Below are 17,751 nucleotides of genomic sequence, written 5' to 3' on the forward strand. Positions count from 1 at the left end.
TCACGCCCGACGGCGAGCCGCCAAGACGAGACCCGCCTCGGTCTCGATCAGCGCGCCGTCCAGCCCGAACACCTCGGCGAGCACGGCCGACGACAGCGCCTCGCGCGGCGGGGCGTCGGCGACGACGCGCCCGCGGGACATCACGACGATCCGGTCGCAGGTCCGAGCGGCGAGGCCAAGGTCGTGGAGCGTGACGACGACGGCCGCGCCGCGCGCGACTTCTGCCCGCAGCAGGTCCAGCGTCAGCAGCTGGGCGTCGGGATCAAGGCCCGCCACGGGCTCATCGGCCACCAGCAGCGGGGCGCGGGTCGCTAAAAGACGCGCCAGCAGCACGCGCGCACGTTCACCGCCCGACATGTCCAGCACCCCACGATCGGCGAGTTCTCGCGCGCCGACCCTCGCCAAGCACGCCAGCGCCAGAGAATCGGCTGCGGCGTCGCCGAGATCGCTGGCGCCGAGAGCCGCGACCATCCGGGCCGGCGCATTCCAGGCCAAACGGCGATCCTGCGGCAGGTAGCCGACCAAGCTCGCACGGGCCTCTGGGGCAAGATGCTTCACCTCCTGGCCGGACAGAAGCGCTTCACCCGCAACCGCCGGCAAAAGTCCAAGTCCGCCGCGCAAAAGACTGGTCTTGCCCGCGCCGTTGGGGCCGACGACGCCGACCAACTCCCCGGCGCTGACGCTCAACGCAGTGGTATCGACCACCGTCTTGCGTCCCTGTCGCACAGAGAGACCGTGCAGCGCCCATAGCGCGCTCATGATCGCCAGCTCCGCGCAACGCGCCAGGCGAGCAAAGCGAAGGCCGGCGCGCCGAACAGCGCGGTGACGACGCCAAGCTTCAACTCCTGCTCGGTCGGGATCATCCGCGCGGCGAGGTCCGCGAGCACCACCAGGAGCGCGCCGGCCAGGGCGGCGGGCCAGAGGATGCGCTTAGGATCGTCCCTGACCAGCGCCCGCACCAGATGCGGCGCGGCCAGGCCCACAAAGCCGATCACGCCCGAGGCGGCCACCGCTGCGCCCGTTAGCAAGGCCGAGCCGGCCACCGCATAAACCCGGAGCCGCGCCATCGGCAGCGCCGACATCCGGGCCGCCTCCTCGCCCAGGGTCAGCATCCGCAGCCCCGCGCCGGCACGCAGACACAGCGCGGCGCCCAGCGCCATCGGCGCCGCCGCCCGCAGCGCGTCCATGGCGTCGCGGTTCTCGACCGAGCCCATCAACCAGGCCAACATCTCGGCCGTCGCCACCGGCGACCGCGAGAGATTGAACACCAGGGCCGTCAACGCTCCGCCGAAAGCCGACAGCGATACGCCGAAGAGGATCAGCGCTTCAGGCTCTCGAAAGCGGGCGGCGACGATCACCACCAGCGCGCCGGCGACCAGAGCGCCGGCCAGGGCCGAGAGCTCGACGGCCCCAGGCAAGACCGCCAGTCCCGCCGAGATCGCAAAGGCCGCGCCGAGGCCCGATACGGCCGATACGCCCAGCACTCCGGGATCCGCGAGCGGGTTGCGCAGCAGCCCCTGCATGGTCGCCCCCGCCATGCCCAGCCCCGCGCCCACCAGGGCCGCAACCGAGACGCGCGGCGCACGGATCGACCACAGCACTTCAGCCGGCGGGGAGCCAGGCTGAAACAACGCTTGGCCATATTGCTGAAGGGAAAAGCTCGTCTCGCCCAGCGTGACGGCCAGTACAGACCCCAGCGCCAGCGCGGCGACCATGAGTAGACACAGGCGCGGCAGGCTCATCGGGCGACCTTCGCAAGCACCACCACGCCCTCTGCGGCAAACCAGCCGGGGCATCCGACCAGGGCGGCGGGAAGCTCGGCGACGGCGCGCGTCTCCACCGCCCGCCGCAGCGCCGCGTGGCGTCCCGGTCCCCAGCGATCCGCGCCGGCCCGGGCGCGATCGAACATGCCCAGCACGACGGCGGCCGGCGGCGTCATGACCATCTGCTCCAGAGACACAGCCGCGAAATACGGCGCCTTGGTCGCGTTCGCATAGCCCGCCGCCCGCAGCATCGCATCGATGAGGGTGTTGGCGCCGGCCGTATAGCCGCCTGGGGTCAGATAAAGCGCCTCACGCCCCCTGCCCGCGCCGGCGGCGGCGTTGAGGCGCGTATCCATGGCGGCGATCAGCGCCTCGCCTTCCGGTCGACGATCCAGCGCGACGGCGACTTTGCGGACATTGGCGCGAACCCCGTCAAAGTCGGTCGCGTCATCCAGAGTGACCGTGGTGACGCCCTTGGCCTGCAACGCCTTCGTCAGACGCGCATCGCCGCCCCATAGCCGCACCACCAGTTGCGGTCGCGCGGACACAAGGCTCTCGAACGTGGCCCGGCGCAGCGGAAGGCCAGCAGCCTTGTCGCGCAGGTAGCTGTCAGGCGCGACCGCCCGGTGCGAGAGGCCGACGATCGCTTCACGAGGCGCCAGGGCCAGCACGTACTGGTCCGCGCATGAGTCGAGCGACATCACGCGCGGCGCGGCCCACGCCCCAGCTGGGACGAGCGCGATCGCCGCCGCGAGGGCGCGAAGGGCCTTGCCGGCGTTCACGATCTCAGTCCGAGACCAGACCGTGCAGCAGCCCGTCCAGCATCACTTTCATCAACTGTTCCGGCTCCGACCACCCCCGCGAGGGCTTGGTGATCAGCAAGGAGACCAAACCGTGGCAGCCGCTCCACAGCACTTCCGCCGCCTGGACCGCCGAGCCTGACCGCAGACGCCCTTGAGCGGCGATCTCATGGACCGGCTCGCTGAACTTCTCGAAGCAGCGGTCACCCAAAGCCATGGTCTCGCCGATCTTGTCGGACGTAACGTGATCGCCTGTGCTGCAGAACACCAGTTGGTAGGTGTTGGGGTTGTCGAGCGCGAAGCGCATGTACGCCTCGAGCATCAGGCGCACCCGCGAGACCGGATCGATCGGTTGTCCGGCGATCTGAGTATTGAGGTCCAGCAGACGCTCGATCGCATCGTTGCTGATCTCCAGCAGGATCTGATCCTTGTCGCGGAAGTGCATGTAAAGCGCGGTGGAGGACACCCCCACGGCGTCGGCGATCTTGCGGATGGTGGCGCCGGAATAGCCCTCGGCGATAAAGATCTTTTCAGCCGCGGCCAGGATCTCGCCCCGGCGCAAGTGCCCGTCGCCCTTGGGCTTTCGCGCGGACTTGTGCGGCTTTTTCAAAACGACGGTCACGGACCTAGCTTCCCCTCAGTATCCCCCGGAGAACACTAAACGGGAATCACTCAGCCGTCGCAACCCAGTGCGTTGCGCCCGCGCCTGTGTCAGGCGCTTCATCCACAGCAGCCTAAAACGAGTGTTTTTTCATTTGACACTTTCTGGTTGAGATTCCGTTATCTGCTTCCGTTGGGGCGATCGGCGTATTCAGGGGCATCCATGGCGCGCGAAGACAGACGGCTGGAACCGGCGCTGGCGCCGGCGAGCGGACCTGTGTCCGTCGACCACATTGAAACGATCGCGGACGCTTTCGTCATCAGCGCACCCGAACGCGACGGCGCTCATCGTCCCCTGTCCCAGACGCAAGTCGCAGGGGTCGTCATCGCGGGGCTACTCGCAGCGCTTGGTGTCGCCCTCGCGCCGATGACGGCCTTCGCGGCGGCGCACCATCTGTTCTTTGCCATCTTCCTGCTGGGGGGACTGACCCGTCTCGCGGCAGCGATGACACGCCTGCCCTCCGGCAGAGCGCCGGCGCCGCAGCCCGAGGCTGATCTTCCGACTTATACCATCATCACTCCGCTGTATCGCGAGGCGGAGGTGCTGCCAGAGCTTGTCGAGAGTCTGGCTGCGATCGACTATCCGCAAGATCGCTTGCAGGCGTTGATCGTACTCGAAGCTGACGACGAGATCACCCGCGCCGCCGCTCGAGCGCTGGACTTGCCGAGCTTCATACAGGTGCTGGTCGTTCCGCCCGGAACACCCCGAACCAAACCTCGCGCCTGCAACTACGCTCTCGAGCGCGCGCGGGGCGATCTGGTGGTGATCTACGACGCCGAGGACATGCCGGACCCGCAGCAACTACGCGAGGCGGCGGCCCGGTTCGCCGCTTCGGACGCCAGCCTCGCCTGCCTTCAAGCGCCGCTCAGGATCGAGGACCCAGGCTTTTCCCTGTTTCTACCTTCACAGTTTCGGCTGGAGTACGCTGCTCACTTCGAGGTGCTGCTCCCGGCCCTCGCGCGATGGGGTCTGCCGTTTCCGCTCGGCGGAACCAGCAATCATTTCAAGGTCGGTCCTCTACGCGAGATTGGCGCCTGGGACCCATACAATGTGACCGAGGATGCAGACATCGGATTTCGCCTCGCAGCGGCGGGCTATCGTCTCGACGTGATCCGGCGTCCCACCTGGGAAACCGCTCCGACGACGCCGGAGCAGTGGTTTCCGCAGCGGGCGCGCTGGATCAAGGGTCATATGCAGACGCTGGCCGTGCACGCGCGCGGTCCGCTCCCCACACAACCGCGCAACGCCATCGCGCTGGTCCTGACCCTGGCGCAGTCGGTCGCCGCCTCGCATCTCCATGGACCCGTCATGGCGGTGGCTGTCGCGTGGGCGCTCATCGACTTTCTGCCCGATGCCGCCTTTCAGGTCCCACCCCACGATCTGACACTTTACCTCCTGGGCTGGAGCTCTGCGGCCATCGCAGGGGCAAGAGGCGTTTTACGCGCGGGCGGCCGACCGAAGTGGCTGCACCTGCTGGGCATGCCCGCCTACTGGCTTTGCCAGAGCCTTGCGGCGGTCAAGGCGCTGCACCAGTTCATCGTCGCGCCGCACCGCTGGGACAAGACACTGCATGTCCCGCGCTCTGGACCTCGCCACCCGTAAGGCGGTATGGGCGGGCGATGGCTCCCAAGATCGCCCCCGCCCCCATCGTCATGCGCACCACCGGCTGGGCCGACTACGCCCTGCTCGACAGCGGCCACGGCAAGAAGCTGGAGCGCTACGGCCGCTACACCGTCGTGCGCCCCGAGCCGCAGTGCTTCTGGGCGCCGCGCCTGGACCAGAAGGTCTGGAACAACGCCGACGCCGTCTTCGACCCCACCGACGAGGACGAAGCGGGCCGCTGGCGGTTCAAGGGCAAGCCGATCGAGAAGTTCGATCTGGCCTGGGGCAAGGCCAAGTTCCATGGCCAGTTCACGCCGTTCCGCCACCTGGCCTTCTTCCCCGAGCAGGCGGCCAACTGGGCCTGGCAGGACGAGCGCGTGCGGGCCTTCAAAGCCCAGCCCAAGGTGCTGAATCTGTTCGGCTATACGGGCGTGGCCTCGCTGGTCTGCGCCGCCGCCGGCGCGGCCGTCACCCATGTGGACGCCTCCAAGAAGTCGGTCGGCTTCGCCCGCGAGAACGCCGCCTTTGCAGGGTTAGCCGACAAGCCGATCCGTTGGATCGTCGAGGACGCCCGCAAGTTCGTGGCCCGCGAGGTCCGGCGCGGCAACACCTACGACGGCATCATTCTGGACCCGCCCAAGTTCGGTCGCGGCGCCGACGGCGAGGTCTGGCGCCTGTTCGAGGATCTGGCCGCCCTCACCAAGGACTGCGCCACCCTGCTGAGCGACGACGCCTCGTTCCTGCTGATGAACGCCTACGCCGCCCGCGTCTCCGGCGCGGCGATGTCGGGTCTGCTGGCCCAGGAGCTGCAAGGCCGCAGCGGCGTCATCGACTGGGGCGAGCTGTCCCTCGTCGAAGAAAAGGGCGACCGTCAGATCGGCCTGTCGTTCTTCGCCCGCTGGTCGTCTGAAGGCTGAGGGACATGAGCACCAAGACCGTCACCTCCCTGACCAACACCACCGTCAAGGCCGTCCGCGCCCTGCACATGCGCAAGGAGCGCGAGGAGAGCGGCCTGTTCCTGGCCGAGGGCCTGAAGATCGTCATCGAGGCGATCGACTGTGGCCACGCGCCCAAGATCGTCATGTACGGCCCCGACGCCGCCGACCATCCGATGCTGAAGAAGGCCGTCGCTGCGTGCCTCAAGGCCGGCGGCGAAGTCATTGAGGTCAATCGCGAAATCCTCGAGAAGGTCTCGCGCCGCGACAACCCGCAGGCCGTGGTCGCCGTGTTCCGCCAGGTGTTCACGCCACTGTCGGCCATCGTCCCGGAAAGCGCGCCGTGCTGGGTGGCCATGCAGGCCGTCCGCGACCCCGGCAATCTCGGCACAGTGATCCGCACCGCTGATGCGGCCGGCTGCGGCGGGGTGATCCTGGTCGGCGACTGCGTCGATCCCTATTCGGTCGAGGGCGTGCGCGCGACCATGGGCTCGATCTTCGCCGTGAAGATCGCCAAGGCCACGATCCCCGAGTTCCTGGCCTGGCGCGAAACCTGGCCCGGCAGCGTGGTGGGCACCCTGCTGACCGCCACGGTCGACCACAAGTCCGCCGACTATGTGAAGCCCTCGCTGATCCTGATGGGCAACGAGCAACAGGGCCTGCCGCCGGAACTGGCGGCGGCGTGCGACGTCAACGTCAAGATCCCGATGCGCGGCCGGGCCGACAGCCTGAACCTGTCGGTGGCGACGGGGATCATGATCTATACGGTGACGGGGTAGCGGACGGCGGCTGAACGGCTGCTATGGGTGGATATAAGACCAAATCCTCCCCCCAGCGGGGGAGGTGTCGGCGAAGCCGACGGAGGGGGAAGAAACCGGCTCAGCAGGACTTCCCCCTCCGGCCTTCGGCCTCCTCCCCCTCTGGGGGGAGAATTTTCCGAACGTCCGACCAGGGTCAAAAGCGGACCCAATCAAGTTCCCCGCGGCTTCGCCCGCGTCACAGGCGCGGCGCTCGCCGGATCGTCCGGCCACACGTGCCGGGGATAGCGCCCCTTCATCTCGACCTTTACCTCGCGCCACGAGCCTTTCCAGAAGCCGGGCAGGTCCTTGGTGATCTGGATCGGACGGTGGGCGGGCGACAGCAGCGAGAGCGTCAGCGGCACCTTGCCGCCGGCCACGCTGGGGTGTTCTGAGAGGCCGTAGAGCTCGCCGACCCGCACGTCGACGCGGGGTCCGCCCTCGGCGGAATAGTCGATGGCGAAGCTGTTGCCCGTCGGCGCCTCGAAGCGGGCCGGTAGCAGCGCGTCCATCTTCCGCTGCAGGTCCCACGGCACCAGCGTCTTCAGCGCATCGTGCAGCGTCCCCTCGTCCAGGCTGGACAGGGACGAGCGCCCCGCCAGCAGCGGCTCCAGCCACTCGTCGAGCCGTTCGATCAGGGCGGGCTCCGACAGGTCGGGCCAGTCGTCGCTGTCGACGACGCGCAGGAAGGCCACGCGGTCCAGCAGCGCCCTGCCCCGCTCGCCCAGACGCAGGGCCGACAGCCCCTCGGCGCGGACCTGGTCCATCAGAGCGGCCGCGATCATCGCCGTGTCCGGATTCTCAACCAGCCGCTCTTCCAGGACGAGCTTGCCCAAGCGCAGCAGGCGCTTGGCGCGCACCTTACCGCCGGTGGTCTCCAGGCGATCCTCGGCGACCAGGCGATCGGCGAAAGTCTCGCGAAGGTCCGCCTCGTCGATGGCGGCGGCCAGCAGGATGCGGTCGCGGCTGTCGCCGCCGCCCAGCTCGCCGACCGCCAGCCAGGCCTCGCGCGCCAGCGGATCGGCCGGCTCCAGATAGACGCCGCGCCCGCCGGCCAGCTGGAACTCGCCGGGCTTGCCGCGCGCCTTGGCCACCCGCTCGGGATAGGCCTCGGCCAACAGCAACCCAATCTCGAGCGGCTTGGCGCCGGAAGGTTTGCCCGCCGCGCGCGCCCATCGCTCGACCAGCGCCATGGCGTCGCGGCCGCGCGGCGAGCGATCCCGGTGCAGGCCCTCCAGCCGCCGTCGCAGGTCGATATCGCGGCCGCCCAGCCCTTGCTCGGTCAGCACGGCGGCGATCTCGGCCGCTTCGCGGGCCTGACCCGAGGCCGCGCCGCGCGCGACCATGTGCGCCAGACGCGGCGGCAGCGGCAGGTCGGCGAGCGCCTTGCCGTGGGCGGTCAGGTCGCCCTGGGCGTCGAGGGCCTGGATGCGGTTCAGCAAGGTCCGCGCCTCGGCGAAGGCGGCGGCGGGCGGCGGGTCCAGGAAGGTCAGGCCGCTAGGGTCCTTGGTCCCCCAGCGCGCCAGATCCAACGCCAGGCGCGACAGGTCCGCCTCCAGAATTTCCGGCCGGGCGAAGGCCGGCAGCGACCGGGTCTCAGGCTCGTCCCACAGGCGGTAGCAGACACCCGGCTCGGTGCGCCCGGCGCGGCCTCGTCGCTGGTCGGCGGCCGCGCGGCTGACGCGCACGGTTTCAAGCCGCGTGATGCCCGAGGCAGGATCAAAGCGCGGCACGCGGGCCAAGCCTACATCGATCACGACGCGCACGCCCTCGATGGTCAGGCTGGTCTCGGCGATTGAGGTCGCCAGCACGACCTTGCGGCGGCCCGCCGGGGCCAGCGAGATCGCGCGATCCTGCGCCGCCGGCTCCAGTGCGCCATACAGCGGCGCGATATCGACGTCGGGCCGGCGCAGGCGCTCGTTCAACCAGCTCTCAGCCCGCCGGATCTCGCCCTGACCGGGCAGGAATACGAGGATCGAGCCCGCCTCCTCGGCTAGGGCCCGCTCGACCGCGCGCCCGACGCGCTCTTCGAGTCGCTGGCGCTCGTCGCGGCCGAGGTAGCGCGTGTCGACCGGGAACATGCGGCCCTGGCTCTCGACGACCGGCGCCTCATTCAAAAGTGATGAAATGCGGGCGCCGTCCAACGTCGCTGACATAATGAGCAGGCGCAGATCTTCACGCAGAACGCTCTGGACGTCGCGGGCGAAGGCCAAGCCCAGATCCGCGTCGAGACTGCGCTCGTGAAACTCGTCGAACAGCACGGCGGCGACCCCGTCCAGACCGGGATCGTCGAGAATCATTCGCGTGAAGACGCCCTCGGTGACCACCTCGATCCGCGTACGAGCCGAGACTTTCGACTGAAGCCGCACGCGGAAACCCACCGTATCGCCGACGGATTCGCCCAGATTGGACGCCATGCGCGCGGCCGCAGCACGCGCCGCCAGGCGACGCGGCTCCAGCACGATGATCTTGCGTCCCTCGACCCACGGCGCGTCCAGCAAGGCCAAGGGAACGGCGGTGGTCTTGCCAGCGCCAGGGGGCGCGACCAGCACGGTCGCGTTGTTTGCGAGCAGCGCCGCCTTGAGCGCGGGCAGGACATTCTCGATAGGCAGCATTGGGTGGAGGCATAGCCCCTGAAATCGCATCCGTCACCGCAAGGCGTTGCGCGACGACGCCTCTCTGACTAACGTCCGCCCCCAATGCCTGACCGGCGGGGGTTCGCTGGTCGTTGGGGAAACGCACACATGGCCGGAAACAGGCTATTTTTGAAAAAGTCGATTGCGAGCATCCAGAAGGAAGCCGCTCATAGCCAGCTTAAGCGTACGCTGGGTCCCATCAACCTGATGAGCCTGGGCGTCGGCGCGATCATCGGCGCCGGCATCTTCGTGCTGACGGGTCAGGTGGCCTCGGCCAACGCCGGTCCTGCCATCATGCTGTCGTTCATCGTCGCGGGCATCGCCTGCGCCCTGGCCGGCCTGTGCTACGCTGAACTGGCCTCGACCATGCCGGTTTCGGGCTCCGCCTATACCTACGCCTACGGTACGCTGGGCGAGGTTTTCGCCTGGATCATGGGCTGGCTGCTTGTGCTCGAGTACGGCGTGGCCGCCTCGACGGTGGCGGTCGGGTGGTCGGGCTATGTCGTCAGCACCCTGCACGCATTGGGGATCAATTTCCCGATGATCCAGGTCGCGGGCGCTGACGCCCCGATGTGGGCGACCCCGCTGATCCAGGCCGTGGCCGCGCCCGGCGGCGGCACGATGTTCGCCATGACCGGCACGCTGAACCTGGTGGCCGCTATCGGCATCGCCATGGTTTCGGCCCTGTTGGTCGTCGGCGTCAGCGAGTCCGCCAACGTCAACAACGCCATCGTGGTCATCAAGGTGATCGTGCTGGTGACGTTCATCGCGGTCGGCGCGCAGTATATCAATCCGGCCAACTGGCACCCCTTCATCCCCGAACCGACCGGTCAGCCCGGCGAGTTCGGCATCGGCGGCATCTTCCGCGGCGCCGCCATCATCTTCTTCGCCTATGTCGGCTTCGAAGCCGTTTCGACCGCCGCCGCCGAGGCCAAGAACCCCTCGCGCGACGTGCCGATCGGCATCCTGGGCGCCCTGGTGATCTGCACTCTGATCTACATGGCCGTCGCGGCCGTCATGACCGGCGTTGTCCCCTTCCGTGAACTGGCCAGCCCGGCCCCGATCGCCGTCGCCATCGACCGCATGGGCCTGGAATGGGCTGACGTTCCGTTCGCCGCCGCTGAAGGCGGCAAGCTGAACCTGATCAGCTTCGCCATCAAGATCGGCGCCATCACCGGCCTGTCCTCGGTCATGCTGGTGCTGTGCTACGGGCAGACCCGCATCTTCTACACCATGGCCCGTGACGGCCTGCTGCCGAAGGTGTTCGCCGAAATCCACCCGAAGTTCCGTACCCCCTGGATGGGCACCATCCTGCTGGGCGTCGTGATCGCTATCGCCGCCTCGTTCCTCCCGATCAGCCTGCTGGGCGATCTGGTCTCGCTGGGTACGGCTGTCGCCTTCTCGATCGTCTGCCTGTCGGTGATCTATCTGCGCATCAAGCACCCTGACCTGCCGCGTCCGTTCAAGGTTCCGGGCGGCATGTTCACGGCGGCTCTGGGTATCGCGGCCTGCTTGTTCCTGGCCTACCAGAACTTCCAGCCGATGATCGTTCACGCGATGAACGACAACCCGCTGCCGCTGATGATCCTGGGCGGATACGCCGCCGTCGGCGCTGTGATCTACATCGCCTACGGCTTCTGGCACTCGAAGCTGGCCAAGGGCATCGACATCACCGAGGACACCGACATGAACTCGCCCGCCGAGGCGATGGGTCGTGGCGTGGACGACGTGAAGTAAGCACGCGGCCTCTGCGGATAAGAGAAGGCCCGGGAGCGATCCCGGGCCTTCTTCATTTGGGCGGGACCTGCGTCTATGCTTGGGCCTTGCAAGGAGTTTCCATGACCCAGACCATGCCGATCGGCGCCGTGATCGCCCCGGTCACCCCGCTGCAGCAGAACTGCACGATCGTCTGGTGCGCGAAGACGATGAAGGCCGCTGTCATCGATCCCGGCGGCGAGGTCGACCGTCTGCTCAAGGCCATCGCCGACAAGGGCCTGACCCTGGAGAAGATCTGGATCACCCATGGCCACATGGACCATGCGGGCGGCGCGGCCGAGTTGAAGGCGCGGACGGGCGTTCCGATCGAGGGCCCGCACAAGGACGACCAGTTCTGGATCGACCGCATCCAGGAAAGCGGCGAGATGTACGGAATCCCCGAGGCCCGTATCTTCGTCACCGACCGTTGGCTGGACGACGGCGACAAGGTCACTCTAGGCGAGACGGAGTTCGAGGTCTTTCACTGTCCCGGTCACACGCCCGGACACGTGGTGTTCTTTCACCGTGAGACCAAGTTCGCCCAGGTCGGCGACGTCTTGTTCCAGGGGTCGATCGGCCGCACCGACTTTCCGATGGGCAACCACCAGGATCTGATCGATTCGATCACGCAGAAGCTCTGGCCGCTGGGCGACGATGTTCGCTTCGTGCCGGGCCACGGTCCGATGTCGACCTTCGGGGCCGAACGTCGCGGCAATCCCTTTGTCGGCGATCGGGTGGTCGCGGCGATGAAGGCCAAGGGCGCGGGGTTCGCTATCCCGAAGAACAACTCGCCGGGTTGACGGGCCAGAGACGTCCGGTCGCGGACTGGGTTGCGCGGCTGTTTCAGCCGTGAAATCACAACGTGACGGGGACGTGACAGGGAATTGGCATGGAAAACGTCCAAAACTCCATCCAAGGCGAGTTCGAGACCGCGCGTGGCGCGACCTCTCGCATTCTGATCGTCGACGACGATCCGGGCATCCGAGACGTGGTCTCCGACTTTCTGGCCAAGCATGGCTACATGGTCGAAAGCGCTCAGGATGGGCGAACCATGGAACAGGTGCTGGCGCGCGGACCGATTGATCTGATCGTTCTCGACGTCATGCTCCCCGGCGAAGACGGATTGGCGATCTGCCGTCGCCTCTCCGCCACGCCGGACGGGCCGGCGATCATCATGCTGTCAGCGATGGGCGAAGAAACCGACCGGATCGTCGGCCTTGAGCTTGGGGCGGACGACTATTTGCCCAAGCCCTGCAATCCTCGTGAGCTTCTGGCCCGCGTCCGCGCCGTGCTTCGCCGTCGCCAAGAACCCAGGGCTGTCGATGACGCGATGGGCGCGGCCTGCGAATTCGCCGGCTGGCGCCTCGACCTCGTCCGTCGCGAGCTGCGCTCGCCGCAATCGGTCGTGGTGAACCTATCGAGCGGTGAGTTTTCGCTGCTGCGCGCCTTTGTGGAGCGCCCCCAACGTGTCCTGACCCGCGACCAACTCCTGGACCTCGCTAGGGGTCGAGACAGCGACGCGTATGACCGCGCGATCGACGTCCAGATCAGCCGTCTTCGTCGTAAGCTCGATGATGGCGGGGGCAGCGAACTGATCCGCACCATTCGCAGCGAAGGCTACATGTTCACCGCCAAGGTTGTGCGCACGCCATGATACTTTCCCGGCGCGGCGCGCCGCTGTTCGTGCAGGCGCTGGAACTGTTGATCGTCACCCTGGTGGCGGCGCAACTGATCTCGATCGCGGTGATCTTCACCCTGCCCCCGCCGCCGCCGGAGTTCTATCGCTCCAGCGAGATCGTGAAAGCGTTGAAGACGGGGCAGTCGGTCCAGCCGCGGGATGGGCGTCTCCTGGTCGTCAAGCGCGGCGGCTCGATCCGTGCGGGAAGCCCGGATACACCGCGCCGGGCCGACTTCAAGGCCGGGATCGGCAAGGCGCTGGGCGTGCCCGCCAATCGCGTCGAGCTGCAGATCGACAACGGCCCGCGCTTCTTCGTTCGCCGGACTCCGGTGACGCCTCCCCGCTCGGATGCGCCGCCGCCGGCCCCGAATGGTCAGCCGGGTCAACGCGAACCTTTTGCACGCGAAGGCGCAGCTCCAGGCTCGGCCAACGCTCGGGGCGCGCAGGGACGCGACGAGCCGCTGATCTTTGGCGATTTCAAGGTTGGGGTCCGTCAGAGCGACGGCCACTGGCTTGTGGTCGAACCCAAACCCACCCTGCGCTTCGATAGCTGGCAGCAGCGTATCCTGTTGATCCTGCTTTTGTCTGTGATCGCCGTGACGCCGCTGGCCTGGCTGTTCGCAAGGCGGTTGGCGCAACCGATCACCGCTTTCGCCGACGCCGCCGAACGGCTTGGCAAAGACCCTCGCACGCCGCCGCTTAGCATTACCGGCTCCGGCGAAGTCGTGGCCGCCGCCAACGCTTTCAACATGATGCAGGAGCGCCTGCGGCGTTATGTCGAGGACCGCACCGCCATGGTCGGCGCGATCGCGCACGACCTGCGCACGCCGTTGACGCGCCTGAAGTTCCGCATTGAGGCGGTTCCGGAAGACATCCGCCCCAAGCTGGCCGCCGACATCGATCAGATGGAAGCCATGATCTCTGCGACGCTCGGCTTTGTCCGTGACACCAACCGACCCGCCGAACGCACCAAACTGGAGCTCTCTTCGCTGCTGGAAAGCGTGATGGACGAAGCGGCCGAGACGGGCGGCGACACGACGGTCGAGCGGGCTGAGAAGACCGTCATTGAAGGCGACCCCGTCGCGTTGAAGCGGCTCGTCTCGAACCTGGTCGAGAACGCGCTGAAGTACGGCGGCCGAGCGCGCGGGCGGGTCTTCTCGGAGGACGGCATGGCGATCATCGAGATCGACGATGACGGACCCGGCGTGCCGCCGGCCGAGCTTGAGCGGGTCTTCGAGCCCTTCTACCGCCGTGAACCCTCGCGGAACCGCGAGACCGGCGGGATCGGCTTGGGACTGGCGGTCGTGCGCTCCCTGGCGCGGGCGCACGGCGGCGATGTGACCCTGGCCAACCGCCGGGGCGGCGGGCTGACGGCGACGGTCAAGCTCCCCGCATGATTGCGGCGGGAACGCGCCCGTATTGTTTCGCCCCTGACGGTCGCCCCATCCATCCGGTCATCTCAAGGCCAAGCTTGTGGTCTCCATTGCCGTACAGCTTGGAGGCCCCCAAAAGATGCTTCGTCCCCTTGGATCGACAGTCGCCCTCGCCCTGATCCTCACTGCGTGCGCGAGCGCGCCGCAAGGCGGAGCCGCCGCACCCCTTGGTCTCGCCGAAGGGTCGGGTCCGGGACATGACCTCCATGGTCCGCAGCTTTTCATAAGCCCCGCTGGCGAACCGTTCCGCGCGCCTCCCAACGCGCCCTACCCCGTCGGAACATGGTTTTCCGGCGCGGACGGAAACCGGGACGGCGTGCTCAGCCGCGAAGAGTTCGTCGCCGACGCTCTGCGCTTCTTCGCGATCCTCGATGCGGATCGCAGCGGCGTGATCGACGGGTTTGAGGTGTCCGCCTACGAGAATCGGATTGCGCCAGAGATCCTCGGCGGGCCCGCGCCTGACACGCTGCGTCACGGACCGATGGGCAGCGGACAACAGGGCGGCGACGCGCCTCGGCGGGGACGACAGGGCGTGAGTGTGCTGCAAGGCGCGACGCTTTACGGTCTCATCGCCGAACCGCAGCCCGTGATGGCGTCCGACGGCGACTTCGACCGACGGATCACCCGCGACGAGGCCACGAAGGCCGCCAAGACCCGCTTCGCGCTGCTGGACGCCGATAGAGATGGTCTGCTCCATCTTGCAGAACTGCCAGAGACCCCGGCGCAGAGGGGTTTGCGGCCTGGACGCAGCGGCGGGCCGGGACTGAATGGAAAGCGTGGTTCCGACGGTCGGGGCGGCGGTTCGCGCGGCTGATGGTTTCCCCGGCGATGACCGGCGATCTACTGCGCTTGAGAGGCTGTGGCGGGCCGACGCTGTCGTCTGCTGGAGATCGACAGAGGACAATTAGTCCGCCCAAGCGGTGAACCGAACGCGGCTTCACTGGTTACTTCACTGGAACGCAGAGGAAACGACGCCAGTGACCGACCCCGACGCCCCGCCTCCGACCGAGCCCAAGCCGCCCGAGTACGAGCCCGGCGCCGTACCCGTCGAGGAGCCCCCGACCTCGCCACCGGTCGATCCCGGGGACGACCGTCCCTATGGCGTGGCTTCCCGCGCGTACCGCCTGTGACCAGTCCCCACTAGGAGCCTCAAATGGACACCGATAGCGAACGTCCCCGCGGCCGTCGCGGTTTCGCCGCCATGGATCCCGAGCGCCGACGCGAGATCGCCAGAAAGGGCGGAGCTAGCGTGCCCAGCGAGAAACGCAGTTTCGCAAAGGATCGAGATCTGGCCGCCAACGCCGGTCGCAAGGGTGGATCATCCTCGCGTGGCGGGCGCGACGACCGCTCGCTCTAGCCAGCGCCAAAAGCAAGACGCGCCGGCTCCCTGTGGAGCTGGCGCGTCTTCGCATGCGCGCTACGCCGCGAGAATGTAGATTGCGAAGGTCGGATCTTCGTTGATCCAACGCTCAGCGATGGTCCAACCCGCCCGCGCGGCGATCGCCTCGAAGACCTCTGGCCGGTACTTGTAGGAATTCTCGGTGTGGATGGTCTCTCCAGCCGCGAAACGGAAACCATGGTCGCCCACCATGACGATCTGGTCCCCTTGGCTTTCCAGGTGCATCTCGATCCGACTCGCCTCGGCGTTCCATATCGCTCGATGCTCAAAGGCCTGGGGATCGAAGTTTCCACCCAAGGCCCGATTGATGTGGGAGAGGATGTTGCGATTGAAGGCCGCAGTCACGCCCTGGGCGTCATCATAGGCAGGCACGAGAACATCGGGACTCTTGGCGACGTCCGCACCGACGATGAACATCGCCCCCTCGCCCAAGAGCGTCCGCGCATGACGTAGAAGCGCCTCGGCCTCGTCCGGAGGGAAGTTCCCGATCGTCGATCCGGGGAAGAAGCCCACCGGGGCGCGGCCCTTCGCACCCTCGGGCAGATCCATGGCCCGCGTGAAGTCGTCGACCAGTGGCGCGATGACGAGCTCGGGATAGGCGCTTCGCAAGCTTTCGGCGGCTGCGTCCAGGGCGCTGGGGCTGATGTCGATGGGTGCGTAGACGGCCACCTGCGGCGCAGCGTCCAACAGGATGCGGGTCTTGGTGCTGGCCCCGCTACCGAACTCGACCAGCGCAGCGCCGTCCGGGATCAGCGCCGCCAGATGCGGCGCGATCTGCGAGAGCAGAGCGGTCTCGGTCCGGGTCAGATAGTACTCCGGGAGCTCGCAGATCGCCTCGAACAGGCGCGAACCCTCGGCGTCGTAGAAATACTTGGCGGGCAACGACTTCGGCTCGGCGGAAAGGCCCGCGACAACCTCATCGAGAAAGCGGTTGTCCCTCGTCACTGCTGACAACCGATCGTCGTCTGCGAGGCGCACGCCCGCGAACATCCACCGGCTGCCGGGATGGAAGAAGTTGCGGTAGGTTATCCGCGAATGGCTAGGCGGCGTAGCGGAGCAGCCCCCGCGCAAGGTCATCTGGTTGACCATGAACTTGCCGTTGTACTCGCCCAGCGCGCCTGATCCTGGCCGGAAACCAGGGTATGGCGCATAGGCGCTGGAGGTCCATTGCCAGACCTCTCCAAAGAGCTGACGTGGCGCCGGTCCGCCCCCGGCGCTCGCAGCCGCCTCCCATTCGAACTCGGTGGGCAGGCGACGCCCAGACCAGGCGGCGAAGGCGGCGGCCTCGTAATAACTGACATGGACGACCGGTGCGTGCGGATCGACGGGCCGGCGGCCCTGCAGCGTCATCGTGCTCCAACCGTCCTGCTCACGCCGCCAATAGCCGGGCGCTTCCCAACCTTCGGCGCGCGCTAAGGCCCAGCCGTCGGACAGCCAGAACTCGACGCGGCTGTAGCCTCCTGCGGCCATAAAGGCCAACCAGTCGCTGTTGGTGACGAGACGATCGGCCAGCCGGAACGGCGCGACATAGGCCTTGTGGCGCGGCCTTTCGTTGTCGAAGGCGAAGCCCGTGTCACGCGCTCCGATCTCGACGAGACCGCCCGGGAACCGGTGAAATGTCTGCGGGCCCGGATCGACATGGCTCTTGGGCGTGGCGGGGAGGTAGGCGGGATTGAGCGGCGACTGGGCGAAGAGGTGTAGAATATCCATCAGGATCAGCTCTTGATGCTGCTCTTCATGTGCCAGACCAAGCTCAAGGCGCTCGCTAATCTCTGGCGTAGATCGACCAGCCAGCAGCCGCGCCATCGCTGCGTCGACATGGGCGCGATAAGCTCCGACCTCGGCCGCCGTGGGCCGGGTGAGCAGTCCCCGCTGAGGGCGCGGCTGCCTAGGCCCCACCGCCTCATAGTAAGAATTGAACAGGTAGCCAAAGGCGGGATCGTAGACTTGGTAGCCTGGCATGAAGGGCGTCAGCAGAAACGTCTCGAAGAACCAGGTGGTGTGCGCGCGATGCCATTTGGTCGGACTGGCGTCGGGCATTGACTGCGCGCTCTGGTCTTCCGGCGATAGCGGCGCGGCCAGGCTCTCAGTGCGACGCCGCACCGTGAAGTAGCGGTCCGCCAGGGTCTCAACGGCAGGGGCGAAGCCCACCATGGGCATGTCGTCGGGGGTCATGGGCGCTCCTGAAGGGCCAGCCAGCATCGCCGACGCCCAGCGACGACAACGTTCCGAGACCTTCACTGTTCCGGAGCGCGTATTGAAGGCGGCAAGAGCGCGACTGCTGACAGAGCG

General features: G+C 67.4%; 16 protein-coding genes and 1 pseudogene. 10 read left to right on the top strand and 7 right to left on the bottom strand.

What is annotated here, in order from left to right; genetic code table 11:
• From J2X45_RS15535 to J2X45_RS15550, 4 genes are read right to left on the bottom strand one after another with little or no spacing between them, the layout of a single operon-like run.
• Entirely contained in the window at positions 1-759 is a 759-nt protein-coding gene (locus J2X45_RS15535) for an ABC transporter ATP-binding protein (protein ID WP_310216414.1), read from the bottom strand.
• Positions 756-1,796 (bottom strand): iron ABC transporter permease, encoded by a 1,041-nt coding sequence (locus J2X45_RS15540; protein WP_310216418.1) that lies wholly within the window; start codon positions 1,794-1,796, stop codon positions 756-758. The genes J2X45_RS15535 and J2X45_RS15540 overlap by 4 nt, the downstream gene beginning before the upstream one ends.
• Positions 1,739-2,545, bottom strand: a complete 807-nt coding sequence (locus J2X45_RS15545) for an ABC transporter substrate-binding protein (RefSeq protein ID WP_310216421.1) — start codon at positions 2,543-2,545, stop codon at positions 1,739-1,741. The genes J2X45_RS15540 and J2X45_RS15545 overlap by 58 nt, the downstream gene beginning before the upstream one ends.
• A 4-nt stretch (positions 2,546-2,549) precedes the next feature.
• Positions 2,550-3,185 carry a TetR/AcrR family transcriptional regulator gene (locus J2X45_RS15550; RefSeq protein WP_310216422.1) on the bottom strand — a complete coding sequence of 212 codons (636 nt, stop codon included), beginning with the start codon at positions 3,183-3,185 and terminating at the stop codon, positions 2,550-2,552.
• 201 nt (positions 3,186-3,386) lie between these two features.
• Between J2X45_RS15550 and J2X45_RS15555 the strand changes: the two genes are divergently transcribed.
• From J2X45_RS15555 to J2X45_RS15565, 3 genes are read left to right on the top strand one after another with little or no spacing between them, the layout of a single operon-like run.
• Positions 3,387-4,826, top strand: coding sequence for a glycosyltransferase (locus J2X45_RS15555; RefSeq protein WP_310216424.1), 1,440 nt, complete (start codon positions 3,387-3,389; stop codon positions 4,824-4,826).
• Between the two features lie 17 nt (positions 4,827-4,843).
• A complete protein-coding gene (locus J2X45_RS15560) occupies positions 4,844-5,743 on the top strand; it encodes a class I SAM-dependent methyltransferase (protein ID WP_310216426.1) in 900 nt (299 codons plus the stop codon).
• 5 nt (positions 5,744-5,748) lie between these two features.
• Complete coding sequence (locus tag J2X45_RS15565; protein WP_310216429.1) at positions 5,749-6,540, top strand: RNA methyltransferase; 792 nt, start codon at positions 5,749-5,751, stop codon at positions 6,538-6,540.
• A 42-nt stretch (positions 6,541-6,582) separates the two neighbouring features.
• On the opposite strand, the pseudogene J2X45_RS15570 reads toward J2X45_RS15565, so the two are convergent.
• Together J2X45_RS15570 and hrpB are read right to left on the bottom strand one after the other, a co-directional pair.
• Positions 6,583-6,723, bottom strand: a pseudogene (locus J2X45_RS15570) (hypothetical protein); the annotation flags it as partial.
• 8 nt (positions 6,724-6,731) lie between these two features.
• Positions 6,732-9,203, bottom strand: a complete 2,472-nt coding sequence (gene hrpB, locus J2X45_RS15575) for an ATP-dependent helicase HrpB (protein ID WP_310216432.1) — start codon at positions 9,201-9,203, stop codon at positions 6,732-6,734.
• 99 nt (positions 9,204-9,302) lie between these two features.
• Between hrpB and J2X45_RS15580 the strand changes: the two genes are divergently transcribed.
• From J2X45_RS15580 to J2X45_RS15610, 7 genes are all read left to right on the top strand, one after another.
• The gene (locus J2X45_RS15580) at positions 9,303-10,931 is read left to right on the top strand and encodes an amino acid permease (protein ID WP_310216433.1); all 1,629 of its coding nucleotides are present in this window, start codon (positions 9,303-9,305) and stop codon (positions 10,929-10,931) included.
• 101 nt (positions 10,932-11,032) lie between these two features.
• On the top strand, positions 11,033-11,749 hold the full coding sequence (locus J2X45_RS15585; protein ID WP_310216436.1) for an MBL fold metallo-hydrolase: 717 nt from the start codon (positions 11,033-11,035) through the stop codon (positions 11,747-11,749).
• Positions 11,750-11,838: 89 nt separating this feature from the next.
• Positions 11,839-12,603 (top strand): response regulator, encoded by a 765-nt coding sequence (locus J2X45_RS15590; protein WP_310216438.1) that lies wholly within the window; start codon positions 11,839-11,841, stop codon positions 12,601-12,603.
• Positions 12,600-14,024 (top strand): ATP-binding protein, encoded by a 1,425-nt coding sequence (locus J2X45_RS15595; protein WP_310216440.1) that lies wholly within the window; start codon positions 12,600-12,602, stop codon positions 14,022-14,024. The genes J2X45_RS15590 and J2X45_RS15595 overlap by 4 nt, the downstream gene beginning before the upstream one ends.
• A gap of 115 nt (positions 14,025-14,139) precedes the next feature.
• Positions 14,140-14,874, top strand: a complete 735-nt coding sequence (locus J2X45_RS15600) for a hypothetical protein (RefSeq protein ID WP_310216744.1) — start codon at positions 14,140-14,142, stop codon at positions 14,872-14,874.
• Positions 14,875-15,037: 163 nt separating this feature from the next.
• A complete protein-coding gene (locus tag J2X45_RS15605) occupies positions 15,038-15,190 on the top strand; it encodes a hypothetical protein (RefSeq protein ID WP_310216442.1) in 153 nt (50 codons plus the stop codon).
• 23 nt (positions 15,191-15,213) lie between these two features.
• Positions 15,214-15,417, top strand: a complete 204-nt coding sequence (locus J2X45_RS15610; RefSeq protein WP_310216444.1) for a general stress protein — start codon at positions 15,214-15,216, stop codon at positions 15,415-15,417.
• Positions 15,418-15,477: 60 nt separating this feature from the next.
• Here the strand turns inward: J2X45_RS15610 and egtB are convergent, their stop codons facing one another.
• Complete coding sequence (egtB, locus tag J2X45_RS15615) at positions 15,478-17,634, bottom strand: ergothioneine biosynthesis protein EgtB (RefSeq protein ID WP_310216447.1); 2,157 nt, start codon at positions 17,632-17,634, stop codon at positions 15,478-15,480.
• Between the last annotated feature and the right edge of the window lie 117 nt (positions 17,635-17,751).

It is taken from the genome of Caulobacter sp. BE264 (assembly GCF_031457805.1).
Classification (GTDB): Bacteria; Pseudomonadota; Alphaproteobacteria; order Caulobacterales; family Caulobacteraceae; genus Caulobacter.

Bases quoted from the DNA above. Each gene is read 5' to 3' on its own strand.
- J2X45_RS15580 (WP_310216433.1), top strand. From the start codon at position 9,303: ATGGCCGGAAACAGGCTATTTTTGAAAAAGTCGATTGCGAGCATCCAG.
- J2X45_RS15610 (WP_310216444.1), top strand. From the start codon at position 15,214: ATGGACACCGATAGCGAACGTCCCCGCGGCCGTCGCGGTTTCGCCGCC.
- J2X45_RS15595 (WP_310216440.1), top strand. From the start codon at position 12,600: ATGATACTTTCCCGGCGCGGCGCGCCGCTGTTCGTGCAGGCGCTGGAA.
- J2X45_RS15555 (WP_310216424.1), top strand. From the start codon at position 3,387: ATGGCGCGCGAAGACAGACGGCTGGAACCGGCGCTGGCGCCGGCGAGC.
- J2X45_RS15535 (WP_310216414.1), bottom strand. From the start codon at position 759: ATGAGCGCGCTATGGGCGCTGCACGGTCTCTCTGTGCGACAGGGACGC.
- J2X45_RS15585 (WP_310216436.1), top strand. From the start codon at position 11,033: ATGACCCAGACCATGCCGATCGGCGCCGTGATCGCCCCGGTCACCCCG.
- J2X45_RS15590 (WP_310216438.1), top strand. From the start codon at position 11,839: ATGGAAAACGTCCAAAACTCCATCCAAGGCGAGTTCGAGACCGCGCGT.
- J2X45_RS15600 (WP_310216744.1), top strand. From the start codon at position 14,140: ATGCTTCGTCCCCTTGGATCGACAGTCGCCCTCGCCCTGATCCTCACT.
- hrpB (WP_310216432.1), bottom strand. From the start codon at position 9,203: ATGCGATTTCAGGGGCTATGCCTCCACCCAATGCTGCCTATCGAGAAT.
- J2X45_RS15560 (WP_310216426.1), top strand. From the start codon at position 4,844: ATGGCTCCCAAGATCGCCCCCGCCCCCATCGTCATGCGCACCACCGGC.
- J2X45_RS15540 (WP_310216418.1), bottom strand. From the start codon at position 1,796: ATGCCCCGGCTGGTTTGCCGCAGAGGGCGTGGTGGTGCTTGCGAAGGT.
- J2X45_RS15565 (WP_310216429.1), top strand. From the start codon at position 5,749: ATGAGCACCAAGACCGTCACCTCCCTGACCAACACCACCGTCAAGGCC.
- egtB (WP_310216447.1), bottom strand. From the start codon at position 17,634: ATGACCCCCGACGACATGCCCATGGTGGGCTTCGCCCCTGCCGTTGAG.